Annotated in this window: 19 protein-coding genes and 2 tRNA genes; all 21 read right to left on the bottom strand. The window is 47.9% G+C overall.

Annotated features, from left to right (window positions below; genetic code table 11):
- Positions 1-341: 341 nt before the first annotated feature.
- Positions 342-1,832, bottom strand: coding sequence for a lysine--tRNA ligase (gene lysS, locus KNO75_RS14385; RefSeq protein WP_214822442.1), 1,491 nt, complete (start codon positions 1,830-1,832; stop codon positions 342-344).
- Positions 1,833-1,980: 148 nt separating this feature from the next.
- Entirely contained in the window at positions 1,981-2,919 is a 939-nt protein-coding gene (gene dusB / locus KNO75_RS14390) for a tRNA dihydrouridine synthase DusB (RefSeq protein ID WP_251126223.1), read from the bottom strand.
- Between the two features lie 70 nt (positions 2,920-2,989).
- Positions 2,990-3,487: a 2-amino-4-hydroxy-6-hydroxymethyldihydropteridine diphosphokinase gene (folK, locus tag KNO75_RS14395; RefSeq protein ID WP_214822447.1), complete on the bottom strand. Its 498-nt coding sequence runs from the start codon at positions 3,485-3,487 to the stop codon at positions 2,990-2,992.
- Positions 3,484-3,849 carry a dihydroneopterin aldolase gene (folB, locus tag KNO75_RS14400; RefSeq protein ID WP_214796680.1) on the bottom strand — a complete coding sequence of 122 codons (366 nt, stop codon included), beginning with the start codon at positions 3,847-3,849 and terminating at the stop codon, positions 3,484-3,486. Before folB ends, folK begins: the two co-directional genes overlap by 4 nt.
- Positions 3,842-4,627 carry a dihydropteroate synthase gene (gene folP / locus KNO75_RS14405; protein ID WP_214822449.1) on the bottom strand — a complete coding sequence of 262 codons (786 nt, stop codon included), beginning with the start codon at positions 4,625-4,627 and terminating at the stop codon, positions 3,842-3,844. The genes folB and folP overlap by 8 nt, the downstream gene beginning before the upstream one ends.
- A gap of 11 nt (positions 4,628-4,638) precedes the next feature.
- Positions 4,639-5,457 (bottom strand): aminotransferase class IV, encoded by an 819-nt coding sequence (locus KNO75_RS14410; protein ID WP_214822451.1) that lies wholly within the window; start codon positions 5,455-5,457, stop codon positions 4,639-4,641.
- The gene (pabA, locus tag KNO75_RS14415) at positions 5,441-6,025 is read right to left on the bottom strand and encodes an aminodeoxychorismate/anthranilate synthase component II (protein ID WP_214822452.1); all 585 of its coding nucleotides are present in this window, start codon (positions 6,023-6,025) and stop codon (positions 5,441-5,443) included. The genes KNO75_RS14410 and pabA overlap by 17 nt, the downstream gene beginning before the upstream one ends.
- Positions 6,022-7,401, bottom strand: coding sequence for an anthranilate synthase component I family protein (locus KNO75_RS14420; RefSeq protein WP_353047467.1), 1,380 nt, complete (start codon positions 7,399-7,401; stop codon positions 6,022-6,024). Before KNO75_RS14420 ends, pabA begins: the two co-directional genes overlap by 4 nt.
- A 94-nt stretch (positions 7,402-7,495) precedes the next feature.
- Complete coding sequence (cysK, locus tag KNO75_RS14425; protein ID WP_214791126.1) at positions 7,496-8,449, bottom strand: cysteine synthase A; 954 nt, start codon at positions 8,447-8,449, stop codon at positions 7,496-7,498.
- Between the two features lie 84 nt (positions 8,450-8,533).
- Entirely contained in the window at positions 8,534-9,463 is a 930-nt protein-coding gene (gene hslO / locus KNO75_RS14430; RefSeq protein ID WP_285800819.1) for an Hsp33 family molecular chaperone HslO, read from the bottom strand.
- 19 nt (positions 9,464-9,482) lie between these two features.
- Complete coding sequence (locus tag KNO75_RS14435; protein ID WP_214738347.1) at positions 9,483-10,247, bottom strand: type III pantothenate kinase; 765 nt, start codon at positions 10,245-10,247, stop codon at positions 9,483-9,485.
- Between the two features lie 93 nt (positions 10,248-10,340).
- The gene (gene ftsH / locus KNO75_RS14440; RefSeq protein ID WP_214791134.1) at positions 10,341-12,365 is read right to left on the bottom strand and encodes an ATP-dependent zinc metalloprotease FtsH; all 2,025 of its coding nucleotides are present in this window, start codon (positions 12,363-12,365) and stop codon (positions 10,341-10,343) included.
- A 105-nt stretch (positions 12,366-12,470) separates the two neighbouring features.
- Entirely contained in the window at positions 12,471-13,016 is a 546-nt protein-coding gene (hpt, locus tag KNO75_RS14445) for a hypoxanthine phosphoribosyltransferase (RefSeq protein WP_012727721.1), read from the bottom strand.
- Between the two features lie 35 nt (positions 13,017-13,051).
- Positions 13,052-14,278 carry a tRNA lysidine(34) synthetase TilS gene (tilS, locus tag KNO75_RS14450; protein WP_214822450.1) on the bottom strand — a complete coding sequence of 409 codons (1,227 nt, stop codon included), beginning with the start codon at positions 14,276-14,278 and terminating at the stop codon, positions 13,052-13,054.
- Positions 14,279-14,346: 68 nt separating this feature from the next.
- Positions 14,347-14,418 (bottom strand) — tRNA-Glu (locus KNO75_RS14455).
- A gap of 9 nt (positions 14,419-14,427) precedes the next feature.
- Positions 14,428-14,504, bottom strand: a tRNA-Met gene (locus KNO75_RS14460).
- Positions 14,505-14,646: 142 nt separating this feature from the next.
- Entirely contained in the window at positions 14,647-17,259 is a 2,613-nt protein-coding gene (locus tag KNO75_RS14465) for a YhgE/Pip domain-containing protein (RefSeq protein ID WP_214822448.1), read from the bottom strand.
- Between the two features lie 203 nt (positions 17,260-17,462).
- Positions 17,463-17,978, bottom strand: coding sequence for a S1 domain-containing RNA-binding protein (locus KNO75_RS14470; protein WP_214822446.1), 516 nt, complete (start codon positions 17,976-17,978; stop codon positions 17,463-17,465).
- 74 nt (positions 17,979-18,052) lie between these two features.
- Complete coding sequence (locus KNO75_RS14475; protein WP_214791143.1) at positions 18,053-18,427, bottom strand: FtsB family cell division protein; 375 nt, start codon at positions 18,425-18,427, stop codon at positions 18,053-18,055.
- Between the two features lie 42 nt (positions 18,428-18,469).
- Positions 18,470-18,742: an RNA-binding S4 domain-containing protein gene (locus tag KNO75_RS14480; RefSeq protein WP_214791145.1), complete on the bottom strand. Its 273-nt coding sequence runs from the start codon at positions 18,740-18,742 to the stop codon at positions 18,470-18,472.
- The gene (yabN, locus tag KNO75_RS14485; RefSeq protein ID WP_214822444.1) at positions 18,739-20,154 is read right to left on the bottom strand and encodes a bifunctional methyltransferase/pyrophosphohydrolase YabN; all 1,416 of its coding nucleotides are present in this window, start codon (positions 20,152-20,154) and stop codon (positions 18,739-18,741) included. The genes KNO75_RS14480 and yabN overlap by 4 nt, the downstream gene beginning before the upstream one ends.

Here is a 20,154-nt window from a genome sequence, read left to right on the forward strand (position 1 = left end):
ACGAAGCTTGCGCTTCATTCAAAAATTGTAAAACTTATTTTTGCCTCATCGTTCAGTTTTCAAAGTTCGTCTGCCGCTCTTAGCGACTCTTAAAATAATACAAGTCATCGACACAGTTGTCAACCACTTTTTTTATTTCTTTCCGCTGCCATCAGCGGCAACGTTTATTACTTTACCGCACACCTTTCATTAACGCAAGGGTTTTTTATAAAGTTTTTTCAAAAAAGTTTTTAAGCGAGATGGTCCTTTTTTTTTAATGCCTATTCTCTAAGGCTTCATATGCAAAAAATAAAAGAGAAGCCAGTTTGCACATACGTACAAACTGGCTCCTCAACCATCATTTATTGTTGGTGACGCATCGTAGGGAAAAGAAGAACGTCGCGAATCGATGGTGCATTCGTTAATAACATGACAAGGCGGTCGATCCCGATTCCAAGTCCACCTGTTGGCGGCATCCCGTACTCAAGCGCCTCAAGGAAATCGTTATCGAGTTCATGGGCCTCGTCGTTACCTGCTTCTTTTTCAAGCAATTGCGCTTCGAAGCGTTCACGTTGGTCGATTGGATCGTTCAACTCCGTGAATGCATTCGCGTGCTCGCGACGAACGATGAACAATTCAAAACGATCTGTGAAACGCGGATCGGTTTCATTCTTCTTCGCTAACGGCGATACTTCAACCGGGTGTCCCGTCACAAATGTTGGTTGAAGCAATGTTTCTTCAACTTTTTGCTCAAAGAACTCATTGACGATATGACCGAATGTCATATGGTCCTGAACTTCTACGCCATGCTCTTTTGCAAGGGTACGTGCTTCTTCGTCGGACATTTGCTGCCAGAAGTCGACACCTGTTTCTTCTTTAACAAGGTCCACCATGTGTGCACGTTTCCATCCGATCCCGAGATGGATTGTATCTTCACCGTATTGGACATCCGTCGTACCGAGTACTTGTTGTGCGACATGAGCCACTAATTCTTCCGTCAAATCCATGATGTCGTTGTAATCTGCATACGCTTCATACAATTCAATCATTGTGAATTCAGGGTTGTGACGTGTCGAGATCCCTTCATTACGGAAGACGCGTCCGATTTCGTATACACGTTCAAGTCCACCAACGATCAAACGTTTTAAGTGAAGTTCAATCGCGATTCGCATGTAGAGTTCCATATCCAACGCATTATGATGCGTCAAGAACGGACGTGCCGCTGCTCCACCCGCAATCGTGTGCAACATCGGTGTTTCCACTTCTAAATATCCTTTTTGGTTCAAGAAGTTACGGATTTCAGAAATGATACGACTACGCAAAATGAACGTCTGACGTGAATCCTGGTTTGTAATCAAATCAAGATAACGTTGGCGATAGCGCTGTTCCACATCTTTCAATCCATGATATTTATCCGGAAGCGGGCGAAGCGCCTTCGTCAAGAGTTCAAACTCTTCCACATGAATCGAGAGTTCACCCACATTTGTTTTAAAGAGTTTCCCTTTGACACCGACGATATCACCGAGGTCTGATGATTTGAACAAGTCAAACGGCTCATCCCCGACATCATTTTTCCGAACGTAAATTTGAATCTGACCCGTCACATCTTGAATGTGGGCAAAGAATACTTTCCCTTTCCCACGCTTCGTCATGATCCGACCGGCTAACGTGACTTCTACGTCCTGTTCTGCCAAAGCCTCTTTTTCAATTGATTCATACTGTTCATGTAATTCACCTGCGTGCGCAGAACGATCAAAGCGGTGACCGAATGGGTCAAGACCGCGCTCGCGCATATCGGTCATCTTCTCAAAACGAACCTGCATTTGATCATTCATTTCTAACTCGTGGCTCACTATTCCATTCACTCCTCTATCCATATTGGGTTTATCCCTAACAAAAAACTGTCGACCCGATGGCCAACAGCACAGCCGAAGCCGTTCATTCGTTGTGGTGCACTTTTTCGCCAAACAAGCTTACCATAAATTAGTTCTTTTCTCTAGTTCACACTTCTGACAGTTGTCGTTCGAGTTGATCAACAAATCCATACAGGACCGCTGCGAAAGCCTCGCGTGATTCCGTTTCATTGATTTGTTTACGAATCGGACCACTGCCTTTCAGTCCTTTCAAATACCACGCCGCATGTTGACGCATTTCACGAACAGCCGTCAGCTCACCTTTAATTGCGCTCAATCGGTCGAGGTGCAACATGCAAATATCAATTTTTTCACGAGCTGCTGGTTCCGGTGGAAGTTCTCCTGTTTCGAGGTACTGAACCGTCTGATAGAGCATCCACGGGTTCCCAAGTGCAGCGCGCCCAATCATAACGGCATCCACACCGTATTGGTCAATGACACGCTTCGCGTCTTGTGGTGTGGCGATATCACCGTTCCCGATAATCGGTACGGTTGCTACTTTCTTCGCTTCACCAATCCAGTCCCAGTTCGCAGTTCCTTCATATTGTTGAGCTCGCGTACGTCCATGAATGGCAATGGCTGCCGCCCCACCTGTCTGAGCCGCTTTGACATTGTCCAAAATAAAGATGTGATCATCGTCCCAACCAAGGCGCATTTTCACCGTGACCGGTTTTTCGACTACATTCGTGACGGCATTGACCATCTCATACACTTTATCCGGATCAAGTAACCACTTCGCACCTGCATCACATTTCGTTACTTTTGGCACAGGACAACCCATGTTGATATCGATAATGTCCGCATTCGTATTTTGATCGACGTATTGTGCCGCTTTGACGAGTGTGTCTTTAGAGCCACCAAAAATTTGCAAGCTGAGCGGTTTTTCTCGTTCATCGACATAGAGCATGCGCATCGTCCAAGCATTCTCTAGTAAAATCCCTTTATCACTAACCATTTCGGCACACACAAGCCCCGCACCAAATTCTTTTGCAATCAATCGGAATGCCGGATTGGTCACTCCAGCCATCGGTGCCAGGACCGCACGGTTTTTAATATCTATATTTCCAATCTTAAAGCCTGTCAAGACAACACATCCTTCATTTCACCAAATTCGTGAGCAACTGTAACCGAACGACATCTTGGCGGTCTGCCATCGGTAAATCTGCAAGCCACGCTGCAACCGTCTGTCCTCGTACGACGAGTTCTGGCGCAATCTCAGCTAACGGAGCGAGTACAAACGCACGTTCCTGCATCCGTGGATGTGGAACCGTCAAGTGTTCTGATTGTATATCTTCCCCATTATAAAAGAGGATGTCAAGGTCGATGGTGCGAGGTCCGTTTTTAAAGAGACGCTCTCGACCTAGTCGTCGTTCAATTTGTTGAAGCGTATCTAACAAGTCGGTTGCGGACTGATGAGTCTCTACTTCAACCACCATATTGTAAAAAGACGGTTGATCGGTATAACCGACAGGGGCCGTCTCATACACCGAAGATTGCTTTGTGACCGCAACTCCCATTTTCCCCATTTCATCAATCGCGGCAGACAACTGCGAAGCCCGCTCACCAATATTCGCTCCTAGCGCGATATAAATCATGACGTTCGTCTCCTTGTCATCTCGATTGCCACCGAGTCGTAATGTCCTGGAATTGGTGGGTCCGGCTTAATTACTTTTACCGTAACACTTTGAATCAAATCATGATGTGCCAACACAGCCGTCGTGATTCGTTCTCCAAGTGTTTCGAGTAAATTGACCGGTTCCCCCGTCACGATTTCTTCTGTGACTTGATATAACCCCGCATAGCTGACCCCATCCTGTAAATTATCTGACTTCCCAGCAGGGGCAAGGTCCAATTCACACATTAAATCCACGTGAAACCGTTGACCGAGACGGTTCTCCTCTTCAAATACACCATGGTATCCATAAAATCGCATGCCGTTCACAAAAATCTTATCCATGTCCGTTCCCCCTCATCATCGCATCCATCATCTTCGCTGCACGCATATTCTCTTTCACGTCATGGACGCGTATCCACTCGCACCCTTTCATGATGCCTAGACATGTCGTCGCAATCGTCCCTTCAACGCGTTCTTCGGTTGGTAAATCGAGCGTTTGGCCGATAAACGATTTACGAGACGTGCCCAGTAACACCGGATAGCCAAGACGCGTAATCACATCGAGGTGATTCATGAGTTCTAGATTTTGCGCCACGTCTTTTGCAAATCCGATTCCTGGGTCTAGCCAAATATCCTCGTCTTTCACGCCCGCTGCGTGAGCAATCGCAATCGATTCCTTCAAATCATTAACCACGTCTTCCATAAAATGATGATAGTCCCGATTTTCTCGGTTATGCATCAAAATAATCGGAGCATGATATTCAGATGCGACACGCGCCATCGACCGATCTCCCCATTTTGAGCCCCACACATCATTAATGATTGCCGCGCCTGCTTGTAATGCCGCTTTCGCCACTGCCGGCTTATATGTGTCAATCGAGATAGGCACATCAATTTCTTTTACTAGTCGTTTGATGATTGGGACGACACGCTCAATTTCTTCTTCCGCAGAAACGAGCACCGCGCCGGGTCGCGTCGATTCACCACCGACATCGATCGCATCCGCACCTTCTCTTACGAGTTGTTTTGCATGGCGCACAGCTTCTTCGATTGCCGTATACCGCCCTCCATCTGAAAAAGAGTCCGGTGTCACGTTTAAAATACCCATGATTTTCGTCATGCTTCAGCCTCCTATCCAATTGAACGAACAAGTTCCGCCCACACTTCTTTAAATCGTTCCCCATCTTTACCAGGGTATCGGAGATTTCTGTAATGCGTCACCGGTGCGACTTGTTGAATCGAATTGGTCATCCAAATCTCTTTCGCATCGTTTAATTCATCAAATGTCACCGACCGCTCCACTACAGAGAAACAATCGATCAGCCATTGTCGCGTCACCCCAGCGAGGGCCCCGCTCGAAAGGGGTGTCGTATACAACACATTATCAGACCCGATCCAAAAGATATTCGACACGAGCCCTTCCACAACGCAGCCTTGTTCATCCGCAAATAACCCTTCCGCATCCGGGTCTTGTAAAGCCCGCTTCCCGAGGATATTGTTCATGTAGTGATGCGACTTTAAGCGAAATGCTGCTTCAGGACGACTTCTTGGGAAAGGGATTGGTTCGACTCGCTTCTCCTGTGGCACAACTTCTGAGGAGAGCGGTTTGGCAATCAACGTGACGTTCGGGGTTTCATAACGCCCGGCATACAGACCGAGCGGCGCGACTCCTGCCGATACATTCAATCGGATATACAAGTCAGGAGATTCATTTTGACGGCACAAGTGCTGAATCGCCATTTCGATTTCCTTTTTCGTATAGGGGAAATCAATCCACAACTCGTCTAGACTTCTCATCAATCGTTCCCAATGTGCATCGAACAAGAACGGGATGGCATGATACGTTCGAAACGTCTCGAACAAACCCATCCCATATAAGAATCCGTGATCCTCGACCGAAATGTTCACGTTATCCCGTTCCGTCAGCTGCCCGTTATGCCAATACCACATGACGGTACTCCTCGATAAAGTTTCGAATCATCTCTTTTCCATGCTCGGTCAAAATCGCCTCAGGATGATACTGCACCCCTTCAATCGGGAGCGTCTTATGTCGAAGCGCCATGATTTCCTTCGTTTCTGTCTCCGCCGTGACCACCAAACACTCAGGTAATGTAGAACGTTCCACGGACAACGAATGATAACGGGTCACGATTGTCTGTTGAGGAATATCTTTGAAAATCGATTTCCCGTCGTGTTGAATCTTCGATGTTTTTCCATGCATAAGCCGCTCCGCATGGACGACTTCTCCTCCGAACGCTTGTGCAATCGCTTGATGACCGAGGCAAACACCTAAAATCGGAATACGACCTGCGAACGCTTGAATCGCTTCGACGCTAATGCCCGCCTCGTTCGGTGTACAAGGTCCTGGCGAAATGACAAGGTAACTCGGCGACAATTCCTCAATGTCTTGAATCGTCACTTCATCGTTTCGATAAACGACTAGTTCTTCGCCGAGCTCCCCAAAATACTGCACTAAGTTGTATGTGAATGAGTCATAGTTGTCGATGAGTACAATCATGTTGTTTCCTCCGTCATTTGCTTCGCCGCCCATAGCGCCTTCGCTTTGGACAGGGATTCTTCATATTCCGAGACTGGGTCCGAATCGATGACGATACCAGCTCCCGCTTGGACGTATGCAACGCCATCTTTCACGACCATCGTTCGAATGGTGATGTTGAAGACGAGATCATCGTCCCAACTTAACCAGCCATATGAACCGGTGTATAATCCTCGGCGAACCGGTTCAAGTTCTTCGATGATTTCCATCGTTCGAATTTTCGGTGCACCAGTGATTGTACCACCAGGGAACATCGCCGCGAGCGCATCCGCTCCTGACACATCATCACGAATGGTTCCTCGCACATTCGAAACGATATGTTGTACGTGTGAATACTTTTCAATCACCATCAATTCATCCACATGAACACTACCGTACGCCGCGACTTTACCGAGATCGTTGCGTTCCAAATCGACGAGCATGACGTGTTCTGCTCGCTCCTTTTCATTTTCAAGGAGTGTGTTCGCCAATTGTAAGTCTTCGACATCGTCTTTTCCACGTGGACGCGTACCCGCGATCGGGCGCGTTGAAATGTCAGATCCATGTTTCTCAAGCAATAGTTCCGGTGAAGCGGAGACCATTGTCAATGCATCGTCTACAAAATACCCCATGTACGGAGAGGGATTCATTTGACGGAGCGTATCGTATACACGACGTGGGTCGGCGCGTAACGGTTCGGATTGGCGAACGCTCAGGTTCACTTGGAACACGTCACCTTCCACGATATAAGACTGAATTCGTTTGACCGCCTCGACAAATTCGTCCTGAGACATCGAGCGCGATCGCTCGACAGAGAATTGTTCCGTCGGTTTGAATGCGTAGTGTGATTCGACATTCCACATGGCTGCCAATCGATCGGCCTTACGTTCGGCATCGCCTTCTGCTGTGACCATCAAGTAAAGAGTCGAACTTTCTTCGTCGAACACAGCCACTTCGTCAAACAAAAGGAAAGAAACGTCCGGCGTCGATAAATCATCTTCTGCCTGTTCAGGGAGCCGCTCAATCGTCCGGGCTACATCATAACTGACATAGCCGATCATGCCACCGAAAAACGGGGGCGCTCCTTCCGGTCGTTCGGCCTCGAACCGTTGCCGCACTTCACTGACCAAATCGAGCGGCTTTCCATACAACGTTTCAGTCGTTTCTCCTACCTGTAGGAGACCGACACCATCTTTTACATGGAAGCGACCGAACGGTTCGATTCCCGCAATCGTATATCGTCCCGCCCTCCCACTTTCTAGCCATGCATGGTACGGCTGGTCTGCTGTCAACGTCATGTATGCCTCATACATCTTTTCTTTTGTCATCCGCTTCGTTCTGAACGCTGTCGATCTCACTTGTCATTCCTCCGTCTATTCATTCATGCCTTTTATTGTACACAAGAAAAGGCAGCAACCGAAAGAGAATGTCTCTCGATTACTGCCTGAAATGTTATACGCGACTCTCGTTTGATTCTTCATCAAATTGATAGAGTGGTGTGCTCAAATAGCGTTCGCCATTTGACGGGATAATCGCTAAAACGTTTTTCCCTTTGCCGAGGCGCTTCGCCGTATCAAGCGCCGCTGCAATCGCAGCCCCTGAAGAAATCCCACCGAGGACACCGTTCGTGCGCGCCGCTTGGCGAGCGTATTCAAACGCCTGATCTGTCGTGATTTGAAGGACACCCTCATAGATTTCAGTATCAAGAATAGATGGGACGAATCCAGCACCGATGCCTTGAATCTTATGAGGTCCTGGTTTCCCACCAGACAAAACTGGTGAATCAACCGGTTCAACCGCCAAAATTTTCACGTCTGGATATTTTGCCTTCACAACTTTACCGGCACCAGTGATTGTACCACCTGTACCAACGCCCGCGATGAGAGCATCCACTGAAAGTCCTGATTCCTCAAACGCCTCTACAATCTCAGGTCCCGTCGTCATTTCATGCACGTTCGGGTTCGCTGCGTTGTTGAATTGTTGTGGAAGGAAGTAACCATTTTGTTCGGCTTCTTCAGTAGCACGACGAATGGCTCCACCCATGCCTTCAGATCCCGGTGTCAAGATCAGCTCGGCGCCATATCCACGAAGAAGGTTGCGACGCTCCATGCTCATCGTCTCAGGCATAACGAGAATGGCTTTATACCCTTTCGCGGCACTGACCATAGCTAAACCAATTCCTGTGTTTCCGCTTGTTGGCTCGATGAGTGTATCACCAGGCTTTAAGATTCCGTCTTTTTCAGCGGCTTCGATCATCGCGAGGGCGATCCGGTCTTTGACGCTTGACCCTGGGTTCATATATTCAAGCTTTAGATACACATCGGCATCTTCTGGTCCAGTCATTCCGTTCAACTTCACAATCGGGGTCTTTCCAATCAAGTCTGTCACTGAGTTTACGATTCGCATTACATTTCCTCCTTCATAATTCCGACTATTCCGATATTGTTATCATACCCTATCGAATTGAAAATATGCAATTTGGAACGTTGCTTACGATTGTGCCTGTTCTTTCATTGTTTCTAACTGCTCAGCTGAGAAATGATACTTTTCACCACAGAAGTGGCAAACCGCTTCAGCTCCGCCGTCTTCTTCGATCATTTGGCGAATCTCTTCTTTGCCGAGACCGACGATGGCGCTTTCCATTCGTTCACGGCTGCATGTGCAGTTGAACTGAATCGGATTCGTGTCGAGCACATCAAGGCTATCGCCGAGGAGTAATTGAAGCATTTCTTCTGGTGTTTTTTCTTCACCAATTAATACAGATACCGGTGGGAACGTTTGAAGTGCTTTTTCGAGCGCTTGTACCGTTTCTTCAGAAGCGTTCGGCAGCAATTGAACGATGACTCCACCTGCCGCAAGAATCGATTCATCTTCTGGTAAGACGAGAACACCTGCTCCAACGACTGATGGTACTTGTTCAGACGTTGCGAAGTAGTACGTGAAGTCTTCACTGATTTCACCTGTTTGAATCTCTGAAGAACCGCCGACGTAGTCTTTTAACCCTAAGTCTTTAATGACCGAGACCGTTCCTTTACCGACCGCATCGCCGACTTTCAGCTTCGTCAGTCCTTGCTCGTTGACGAACGTCCCGCCATCGACACGAGGATAAGATACGTATCCACGGACATCTCCTGCTGTATCTGCGTCTACGATGATTTTCCCGATTGGACCATCACCTTCAACTTTAAGCGTGACGCGCGCTGCACCTTTTTGCATCGCTCCGATCATCGAACCGATTGTCATCGTCCGTCCAAGAGCTGCTGAGGCAACCGGTGTCGTCTGATGACGAAGTTGTGTTTCGTACACTGTCTTTGTCGTACGTGCTGCAAATGCGCGCACTTCTCCATTAAAGCCGAGGGCTCGAACGAGATAATCGTCTTTCATTTGATCGAGTAATACTTGTTGTTCTGAATGAATCATATGTGTTAACTCCTTTAGTTTACTTTTGATTGCGCTCGTAAATGAGACGGAGACCTTCGAGTGTCAGGAACGAATCTACATGGTCAATCGTTTCTGCATGTTCACTGATCAATCGTGCCAATCCTCCAGTCGCAATGACGGTCGCTTCACCAACTTCACGCTTCATGCGATTCACGATGCCATCTACTTGGGCCACATATCCATAATATGTTCCCGACTGCATCGCTTGAATCGTATTTTTCCCGATAACCGTTGGCGGGGTTGCCAGTTCAATCCGTGGTAATTTCGCAGCACGCTGATAGAGGGCTTCCACTGAAATCATGATACCCGGTGAGATGATGCCGCCGTGGTAGCGACGCTTCTCATCGATGTAACAATACGTCGTTGCCGTTCCAAAATCAACAATTATGAGCGGACCGTCATACTTGGCGATTCCGGCAACCGCGTTGACAATGCGGTCGGCCCCGACTTCACGTGGGTTCTCGACGTGAATGTCTAACCCCGTCTTCACACCTGGACCCACAACGATTGGACGTACATTGAAGTATCGTTGTGACATTTGTTCAAGTGGGAAAATAACAGGAGGCACGACAGAAGACAAGATGACACCTTCGACTTGATCGAATGAGACGTTCGAATGATCAAACAGCGACTTCACTAGCATGCCATATTCATCAGTCGTTTTCGTCCGATCCGTAGAGATTCGCCAATGGTGCACGAGGTTGTCACCATCGTACATCCCGAGAACAATATTTGTATTTCCAACATCAATCACTAAAATCATGATATAGTTCCTCACTTTGTTGTCAATTGCAGTTCGCTCGAATTATAACACGAAAAAAGACGAATGCCTCGTCAAGGGCATTCGTCTCATTCATTAACGTGATTCGTTATTCGGACGTTCCGTTGGAGTCGCCTCTGGCTTATCGCCTTCAGGTACGACATCCGGTTGGCTGTCTTGAACAACTTCAGGTTGATCGACGACTTGTCCGTGTTGAACGGCCGCGTCATCTTTCTTCGCCGCGTCATCCGAGTCCGTTGATGCATCCACGTCTTCTTCCGGCTCATGCGGGAGATATTCGCGTGTCTTAATCAAGTGACGAATCTGTTTCGAGTCAAGCGTTTCGACATCAAGTAATGTCTTCGCAACGAGCTCGAGGTCTTCGCGACGTTCCGTCAAGATCTGCTTCGCTTTCGCATAGCAGCGGTTGATGATTTCGCGAATCTCTAAATCAATCTCTTGGGCGATCGCATCCGAGTAGTTTTGCTCCGTCTGGAAATCGCGACCAAGGAATACTTGTCCACCATGGTTTGAACCGAGCTGGAGTGGTCCGAGCTTATCGCTCATCCCGTAATCCATGACCATCTTACGCGCAATACCTGTCGCACGCTGGAAGTCGTTGCTCGCTCCTGTCGACACTTCACCAAAGATGACATCTTCGGCGACACGTCCACCAAGAAGGCCGACAATCTTGTCTTCGAGTTCAGGTTTTGTCATGAAGTAACGATCTTCTTTTGGAAGCATGACGACGTATCCTCCTGCGTTACCGCGTGGGACAATCGTCACTTTGTGTACTTCATCCGCATTCTCGAGCTCGAGACCGATGATCGTGTGACCCGCTTCGTGATAAGCGACAATGTTACGTTCTTTTTCAGAAATGATTCGGCTCTTCTTCGAAGGTCCTGCAATGACACGGTCAATTGCTTCTTCGACATCGACAACCGAGACTGCCGTACGGTTTGAACGTGCCGCAACGAGTGCCGCTTCGTTCAAGAGGTTTTCCAAGTCAGCCCCAGAGAAACCTGGTGTACGTTGTGCGATCGACTTCAAGTCTACAGTTGAATCAAGTGGTTTGTTGCGTGCATGAACTTTCAACACTTCTTCGCGTCCTTTTACATCCGGACGGTCGACCGTGATTTGACGGTCAAAACGACCTGGGCGAAGGAGGGCTGGGTCAAGGATATCCGGACGGTTTGTCGCCGCAACCATGATAATCCCTTCGTTGTCACTGAATCCATCCATCTCAACGAGCAATTGGTTCAATGTTTGCTCACGTTCATCATGACCACCGCCGAGACCGGCACCACGTTGGCGTCCGACCGCATCGATTTCATCGATGAAGATGATACATGGAGCATTCTTTTTCGCGTTTTCGAACAAGTCACGGACACGTGACGCCCCGACCCCGACGAACATCTCAACGAAGTCCGAACCTGAGATCGAGAAGAATGGTACTCCGGCTTCCCCGGCTACTGCACGGGCCAAAAGTGTTTTACCTGTCCCTGGAGGACCAACGAGCAAGACCCCTTTTGGAATACGCGCACCGAGTTTCGAGAACTTACGAGGATCTTTCAAGAATTCAACGACTTCGATGAGTTCTTGTTTCTCTTCGTCTGCTCCGGCCACATCTTGGAATGTGACACGACGTTTTTCTTGGTCGTATAGTTTCGCCTTCGATTTCCCGAAGTTCATCACACGACCACCGCCACCGCCACCTTGCGCCTGGTTCAACAAGAAGAAGAACAAGATGAAGATGATAATGAACGGTAGAATCGCGAAGACGATGCTGAACCAGCTACTGTTCGATTCAGCCTCTTCGATTTGAATATCCGTATTCGCTCGAAGCTGCGTCAATACATCCGCATATTCAGCTTCATTCGCTGGAATGTTTGTTTCGTAACGCTGGTCGTCATCTCCTGTAAGATCGCCTGTAATCGAGATAGCCCCCGGGATTTCTTGTACGGTTGCCGTCTCAATCCGATCATCTTCCACATATTCTAGGAATTTCGAATACGAGAGCGTTTCACTCTGACTATTCGGATTCTGCAAATATTGAAGGAACAAGATCAAGGCTAGGAAAATCACACCAAAAACCAATGTGTTTTTCACTGCACGATTCATTCTCTGCCTCCTATTCCGAGAAACGATGTTCTCGCCCATTCAGTATATGCCTATACTTTGGGGATTTCTTTTATCTTACCACGACACATTTTCAAAAGAAAAACGTTAGCCCCCGTAAACGCTCGGTTTGAGCACACCGACGTAAGGAAGGTTACGATATTTCTCTTCATAATCTAAACCGTAGCCGACAACGAATTCGTGTGGAATCACGAAACCGCTATAGTCTGCTGATAAACCATTTTTACGTCCTGTCGGTTTGTCGAGAAGCGTGACAATCTTCACAGATTTCGCTTTACGGTATTTGAGAAGATCGACGAGATAGCCAAGCGTCAATCCACTATCAATAATATCTTCTACAATCAAGATGTCGCGTCCTTCTACAGATGTATTTAAATCTTTTTCGATTTTCACTTCACCTGTTGAAGAAGTACCTCCGTGATACGTCGATACGTCCATGAAATCCATTTCGAGATGGATATCCATTTCTTTGACGAGATCAGACATGAACGGCATTGCGCCTTTCAATACACATACGAGAAGCGGAAACTCTTCTTTATAGTCTTCGCTAAGTGTTCCAGCGAGTTCTTTCACCTTTTCTTGAATCTCTTCACGCGAGATTAAAATTTTCTCCATATCGTTCATTAATGACATCTTGAAATCCTCCTCTTTCTGTTTCGACACAATCATCATTTTACCATTAATCGTAGGCAAATCGCATCCGACTTGTCTAGAAATTCTGAAACTCTTACCCCGACAATCGCGAGAATTCGTCCTGACGCGTCTTCAAGTAGGGGCAACGCCGGGCGAACCATCCGCTCAATCTTTTCGTCGATTAAGATGCGGGCTACTTTTTTTGTCCCTACGGCCAATCGCATCCGATCACCTGGTGCGATCGACCGAATCCTGAGGGGATAGGTGATCTCGTGTAACGGAATGCCTTCCCTTCCCTCTTCGATGGATAAAGAGATTGTCCGTCCTCCAAATTGAACCACGGTCGGCAACGAATCAATCTGAACGGGATGAAGTGAGTCTGGCGCAGAACGCTGTACAAGGTTAAGTACCCCATTCCGCTTCGTCATGAACCACTCTCCTGTCAGGTGATAGGTTCCGGTATCCTTCTGACTCTGAAGTAGCTTCTCCATCGCCTCACTGACATTCAACTCGTAACGAGAGGATAATAATCGACCGACCGTATATCGTTCCAGACATGGTAAACGCCCAAAATCCTCGAGTTTCACATGAAACGCTTTCATTTCGAGGGCCACGTATGCTTCAATCCATTGCTCACACGACTCATAACGCGCATCCCAATCGGCACGGGCCAGTTTCGCCACTTCGCTGACCTCTTCCACAATCGACGGCCATATCTGTTTCAGGCGCGGCACGATCTCATGACGGATCCGATTCCTTAAGTAGGTACGCTCTTGATTCGTAGCGTCTTCTCGCCAATCCAGTCCATTTTGTTGTGCATACTCAATCAATTGAGCTTTCGACTCTTGTAACAATGGGCGGATGAGTGTGCCGTTACCAAATTGTCGAGTCTCGGGAATACCTTTCACTTCGATCATGTTTCGATGTAGTTGAATGAGCACCGTTTCCAACTCGTCATCTGCATGGTGTGCTGTGGCTAACGTATCATATCCGTATTTGTTCATGATATCTTCGAAAAATTGATAGCGAGCTTCCCGATACCGTGCTTGCGACCCGCCCTCTTGAAAATGGAGACGCGTCCCATGAAACGGAACATGGTAGGTTTCCGCGACACGGGTGACAAATGTGTACTCTTCGTCCGACGCTTCACGTAAGCCGTGATGTACATGTGCCACCGCGACATCCCATCCCCGCTTGACGAGACGATCTAGCAAGACGATGGAATCCACCCCACCAGACACTGCGACGAGCACTTTTTTCATGAATTCCCTCCTTAATATAACAAAAGAAGCCATCTCGTTTGAGATGGCTTCTTTTCGCTTAGGCTAAGTGACCCGTACGGGATTCGAACCCGTGTTACCGCCGTGAAAGGGCGGTGTCTTAACCGCTTGACCAACGGGCCTAAATAAAATGGTAGCGGCGGAGGGAGTCGAACCCACGACCTCACGGGTATGAACCGTACGCTCTAGCCAGCTGAGCTACACCGCCATGTTATTGTTGTGTCCTAAGCACATTTTCTATAATAACCAGTCACCATTCGAGTGTCAATTCTTTTTTGAAATTTTTTTAATAAAAAAATCGTGCATAGTGTCGTCTTCATCACTATACACGATTTCATTACGTTTTTACATCATGCTTCTGATGCAACTTGGCGATATTTTTTCTTCCATGCGATTCGGAAGTACGCCCACAGTAACGCGAAGCATCCAGCAGCCACAAACGCTAAATACATTGTCGCTGTCTGCAAGTATTGCGCACCGTCTGCCGACAAGATTTCTTTATATCCAGCAACTGTGTACGTCATTGGAAGAAGCGCATTGAACGGTTGTAACGCGCGTGGAATCAATTCGAGCGGGAACGTTCCAGCAGAAGTCGTCAATTGCAAAATCAACAAGACGATTGCGACGAAACGTCCTGGGTTCCCGAGTGTCGTCACGAGTAACTGTACGATAAAGAGGAAAGTGATACTCGTCAACCAACTGAATCCGAAGAATTTCAATGGTTCGTTCACTTCGAGCCCTAATAGTTGTACCATCGCCACATCCAAAATTAACGCTTGAAGGAATCCGACAACCATGAGCACACCAGACTTCGATAATACCCATGATAGACTACGTTTCGGACGGCCCGCCGGATCGTACAATGGATAGACAATTGATAAGAGGAGCGCCCCTACGAAAAGTCCGAGTGACATGAAGTATGGAGCGAATCCAGTACCGTAGTTCGGCACCTCATGAATCGAGTTGTCGACGAGCGACACCGGACCAGCCATCATCTCGACATTGTCATCTGTCAATCCGATGTCTGCATCTTTCGCACCTTTTACTAAAGCGTCACGAAGTTCATCGCTACCTGATGCGAGATCTTTCATTCCGTCCGCAAGCTCTCCACTACCATCTGAAAGCTCTTGTCCACCGTCCGCGAGCTGATTTGCACCATCCGTCAACTTGCTTGTTCCGGCTCCGGCACTCTTCGCACCATCGGCAAGTTCACGACTCCCGGTTTGAAGTTTCTGTCCACCGTCCGCTAATTGAGTAGCACCACTCACCAACTCACTTGTTCCAGAGCTCGCACTCTTCGCACCATCAGCAAGTTTCACACTTCCTTCAGAAAGCTGTCCGGTAGCAGCTACAAGTTTGTCACTCCCTGTTGCAAGTTCGGTTGTCCCCGCTTGAAGCTGTGTCGCACCTTGATTGAGTTGCGAACTAGCTGAGACGAGTTCCTGTGAGCGGTCGGCTGCCGTTTGCGTCCCTTGCTCGATTTGACTAGAGCCACTCGCTAACGCTCGAGCCCCTTCCGCCAACTTCGTCTGCCCCGTATTCAATTCAGAAAGTCCTGACGAAAGCTTTCCTGCACCTGCTTCTGCTTGCGAAAGACCTGCAGCTAAAGAAGTTTGTCCATCTTTCACTTGTGTCGCACCAGCAGCTAATTGATCAAATCCAGCCGCTGTCGCTTGTTTACCTTCGCTTAATTGCGCAACGATGGCCTGAAGCATCTCAGGTGACGCGGATTGACCAGATTCGGCGAGCGCCGTCAATTGTCCAATCAACTCATCTTGTTTCGTCGTCAACTCGGATTTCATTTGTCCGATTCCGTTGATCACTTCGGTTTGACCTGCGACAAGTGCCGCATTCCCGTCTTTTGCTTTCGTCAAGGCACCCGCCAGTTGGTTTGCACCGTCAGTTAAGGCAGACGCCCCTTCACTTGAGCGCTCGATGCCTGCAGCGAGGTCTTGAACACCTTGATTCAATGTTTTCGCACCTGTGTGCAATTCATCCAATTTGGACGCGAACGTTCCTGTCCCTTCGACAAGTTGGCTCGTTCCGTCTTGTAAGGCAGATGCGCCGTCATTCACGCGATGCACCCCATCCGACAGCTCGGATGACCCGTTATATACTTGCTGACTCCCATCCGCAAGTGCTGATGAACCTTCTGCCAACTGAGTCACACCGTCATTCAACTGAGCTGCCCCGTTCGCGAGTTCACGCTGTTTCGAGGCGAGGAGTCTTGTTCCGTCCGCAAGCTCAGATGAGCCATCCGCCAACTGGGTTATCCCCTCATTTAACTGGACTGCTCCATCTGCGAGTTCGCGTTGCTTCGAGGCGAGAAGTTCTGTTCCATCTGCCAATTTGACGGCACCGTCTTTCGCTGAAGTTGAGCCGTCTGCAAGTTTCGTCGCACCGTCTGCAGCCTCACCGAGTCCATCTGCCACGTCGTTCAGCCCATCTTTTAACGCGCTGACATACTGTTTCGACACCTCGGTCGACAGTTCGGCTTTCACTTGTTCCATTGCGGAACCACCGATTTGTGCGGCTAAGAAGTTATACGATTCATTTGCGATATACTTCAATTCAAGCTGCTCTGGATTTTCATCTAGCGCAGTCGTCGCCTTCTCTGAGAAGTCTTTCGGAATCTCAATTGCCATGTAGTAGTCATGATCTTTCAATCCGGACTCCGCTTCTTTCTTTGTCGTCTCGACAAATTCGAATGCCTCCGAATCTAGTAACTTGTCAATCAAATCTTCCCCGATTGCAAGTGACTCCCCTTCAAAGGTTGCCCCTTTGTCTTCATTGACGATGGCGACCGGTAAGTCTTTCATCTGTCCGTACGGATCCCAGAAAGCCCACAAGAACATACCGGCATACATTAACGGTACGAGTGCGACTGCGAGAATCGGAACCAACACACGTGGGTTCTTAAAGATACTTCGCCACTCCGCCGTCCATAGTTTCCATCCATTCATTTTTTCTCTCCACCTTCACTTATAAAACATAACTATTTTTTCATGTTCCCTATTTTGCTCTCTTCCTTTAAAAAAATCAACTATATTTAGTTATTTTTTATAAATTTTTTAAAACAAAAAAAAGCCGTGAACAAAAATGTTCACGACTTGTCTTGTTACAAGACCTATATGGTTACGAGTAGAAGCTAATTGGTATCGAAGGATTACCCGCGTTTGGCTCCACGTCCACCGCGTTTCGAATCTGTTTGACGTTTCAACGTCGAAAGACGCTCATCACTATCTTTCAAGAATTTGCTCATCAACGTATCGAATGTTTCTGGTTCACGACGTTGTTCACCACGACGAGCGCCGCCACGTGGGCCGCCACCGCGTGGACCGCCACCACCGCGCGGACCGCCTTGACCCGGGCCACCTGGACGTGGGCCACGAGAGAAACGCTCACCGGTTGGACGCTCTGGACGTTCAGGGCGTTCACTTACAGGACGATCGACTGCTTTCTTGATGGATAACCCGATTTTCCCATCATTTTCGACGTTCAACACTTTTACCGTGACTTCTTGACCGACTGTCAACACTTCGTTAATGTCTTTGACGTAAGAGTCTGCCACTTCACTGATGTGTACTAATCCTGTCTTGCCGTTTGGGAGCTCGACGAACGCTCCGAAATGCGTAATCCCTGTAACCTTACCTTGTACCTTGCTTCCTACTTCAATTGACATAAAATAATGTACTCCTTTTTTGATTGATTCTTTTCAATTATACGAGTCGTTTCCTCAACGGTCAACGAACCGACTTATTCCTCAGGGGAGAAGTAGAAAATAATCTCGCCATCTTTGGAGAAGAGGAGCTCGTTTCGCGCTAAGTTCGCGATATAATCCTCATCCTGCAAACGTTCCACTTGTTCCTTCAACTCATCTTGCTCAGCTTTCTGTTCGCTTAACTCCACTTTCGCTTGCGCATAAGCTTGTTGTTGGTCCGATACATAGCCTACCTTTGAAAAGTAACTTTGTCCAATCAATACCATGACAAATAAAAATAGGAGTGAGGCTGCCGCCAAACGACGTCGAAGATGAACTCTTCGGCGATGTGTGTCTTTTTCCAGCTGTTCTCTACGCTCATCTAGCGCTCGAATGCGCCGTTGTCGATCCATCGGGTTACGTCCGTTCATCGCCTCATCCCCCTCCTCTTAATACATTAAGTATACTTTTTTTTACGAGTCGATACTACCGTCCATCTTCTCTTCTTTAAGTAAACGATACATTTCTTTCGCATCTTCTTTGCGTGCATGTTCCGCAATGGAATCAATAACGATTGTGACTAGTTTGTTTCCGAATCGAATTTGCAACTCATCTCCGACTTTGACATCGGTGCTCGCCTTCGCAACTTGTCCATTGAGCTGAATCCGCCCTTGATCCGCTACTTCCTTTGCCAGTGTACGTCGCTTGATCAAGCGAGATACTTTCAAAAATTTATCTAATCTCATAAACCTTTCTCCTTTGCCTCGTTCCAAAGAGCATCCATCTGTTCGAGTGTCATCTGCTGAAGCTCACCATTCGCTTCCATGTACTCGAATCGACGTTTGAACTTTCGGTTCGTCTGTTCTAACGCCTGTTCGGCATTTAGCCCAACATATCGCGCGATATTGACGATGGAGAACAATACATCGCCAAGTTCTGATTCGTCACCAAGTTCCTCATGCCATTCGTTCAGCTCTTCTTCCAATTTTTCGAAGGCGCCCGATACGTCATCCCATTCGAATCCGATTTGGGCAGCTTTCTTTTGAAGTTGTTCAGCCCGCATTAATGAGGGTTGGTCGACGAGCACACCATCGAGATGCGATTGTTTCTTTTCCCCTTTTTCGGCTTGTTTAATCGTATTCCAATTTTTCACCACGTCGGAGGCATCTTCGACCGTGACATCTCCGAAGACGTGAGGGTGACGGCGTACCATCTTCTCACTGATTGCCCCGATCACATCACGAATATCAAAATAACCTTCGTCCGCACCGATTTGGGCATGTAACATGACCTGAAGTAACACGTCACCAAGTTCTTCGATGATTGCATCATCATCTTCTGCATTGATCGCTTCGATGAGTTCATACGCTTCTTCTAGTAAGTACTTGCGAAGCGACTCATGCGTTTGCTTGCGGTCCCACGGGCAACCTTCTGGTCCACGTAGTGTAGCGATGATTTGTTTGAGCGTCGCAAAATCTTTTGCCAAATAAGCTTCGTCCGTGAGTGGCGGAACATAGAGCGTCGTCAAGTTGTTCACTTCTGCCATACGGTCCATCTCGAACAAGGGGATATGTTCGATTCGCTCTTGAGTTGTCCCGGCAGCTGTCACGAGGGTAACGGGATGCTCATCCGGATAACGTTCCATCAGTTGCACTTTTACATCTCCCGCTACAAATCCATCGTACACTTGTCCAATCAAGACATGCTGTGTCACTTGAAGACGTTCAAGGTCAAGCGCAGTCGCATCCAACAACTGAAATCCATTGATTGGATCGATTTGAAGTGCCTGAAACATCGCGTCTAGAAAACTTTGCCCGCCCAGCACATGAAGATCCGCCCCGCGTTCCACCAAAAGTTCGACAGTCCGTTCGGCGACGAACGGATGACCTGGTACGGCGTACGTGATAGCCATCTCTTCACTTTTGTTCATCAACGTCTCGACAATTCGATCGTACACGTCTTCAAACGTATCACTCGATTCATAAATCGAATCAAATGACTCGAATGCGAGCCCTTCTGACTCCAATTCACTTACGACTGGATGTTCTTTCGTTCGCAACCAAACGAGCGGCTGCTGTTTCAAATGGCGGTACACACCGAGCGGCAATTGATTCAGCTCACCAGACCCAAGACCAACCACTGTGATTGTATAACCCAT

This window comes from Exiguobacterium sp. s35 (assembly GCF_018617535.1).
GTDB lineage: Bacteria > Bacillota > Bacilli > Exiguobacteriales > Exiguobacteriaceae > Exiguobacterium > Exiguobacterium aestuarii.

Coding starts and splice junctions, on each gene's coding strand:
- hpt (WP_012727721.1), bottom strand. CDS start 13,016: ATGTCATTAATGAACGATATGGAGAAAATTTTAATCTCGCGTGAAGAG.
- ftsH (WP_214791134.1), bottom strand. CDS start 12,365: ATGAATCGTGCAGTGAAAAACACATTGGTTTTTGGTGTGATTTTCCTA.
- pabA (WP_214822452.1), bottom strand. CDS start 6,025: ATGATTGTACTCATCGACAACTATGACTCATTCACATACAACTTAGTG.
- KNO75_RS14470 (WP_214822446.1), bottom strand. CDS start 17,978: ATGTCAATTGAAGTAGGAAGCAAGGTACAAGGTAAGGTTACAGGGATT.
- folP (WP_214822449.1), bottom strand. CDS start 4,627: ATGACGAAAATCATGGGTATTTTAAACGTGACACCGGACTCTTTTTCA.
- cysK (WP_214791126.1), bottom strand. CDS start 8,449: ATGCGAATCGTAAACTCAGTGACAGACTTGATTGGAAAGACCCCGATT.
- KNO75_RS14435 (WP_214738347.1), bottom strand. CDS start 10,247: ATGATTTTAGTGATTGATGTTGGAAATACAAATATTGTTCTCGGGATG.
- folB (WP_214796680.1), bottom strand. CDS start 3,849: ATGGATAAGATTTTTGTGAACGGCATGCGATTTTATGGATACCATGGT.
- yabN (WP_214822444.1), bottom strand. CDS start 20,154: ATGGGTTATACAATCACAGTGGTTGGTCTTGGGTCTGGTGAGCTGAAT.
- folK (WP_214822447.1), bottom strand. CDS start 3,487: ATGATTTATATCGCGCTAGGAGCGAATATTGGTGAGCGGGCTTCGCAG.
- KNO75_RS14465 (WP_214822448.1), bottom strand. CDS start 17,259: ATGAATGGATGGAAACTATGGACGGCGGAGTGGCGAAGTATCTTTAAG.
- tilS (WP_214822450.1), bottom strand. CDS start 14,278: ATGAAAAAAGTGCTCGTCGCAGTGTCTGGTGGGGTGGATTCCATCGTC.
- KNO75_RS14410 (WP_214822451.1), bottom strand. CDS start 5,457: ATGTGGTATTGGCATAACGGGCAGCTGACGGAACGGGATAACGTGAAC.
- KNO75_RS14480 (WP_214791145.1), bottom strand. CDS start 18,742: ATGAGATTAGATAAATTTTTGAAAGTATCTCGCTTGATCAAGCGACGT.
- hslO (WP_285800819.1), bottom strand. CDS start 9,463: ATGATTCATTCAGAACAACAAGTATTACTCGATCAAATGAAAGACGAT.
- KNO75_RS14475 (WP_214791143.1), bottom strand. CDS start 18,427: ATGAACGGACGTAACCCGATGGATCGACAACGGCGCATTCGAGCGCTA.
- dusB (WP_251126223.1), bottom strand. CDS start 2,919: ATGGCTGGAGTGACCAATCCGGCATTCCGATTGATTGCAAAAGAATTT.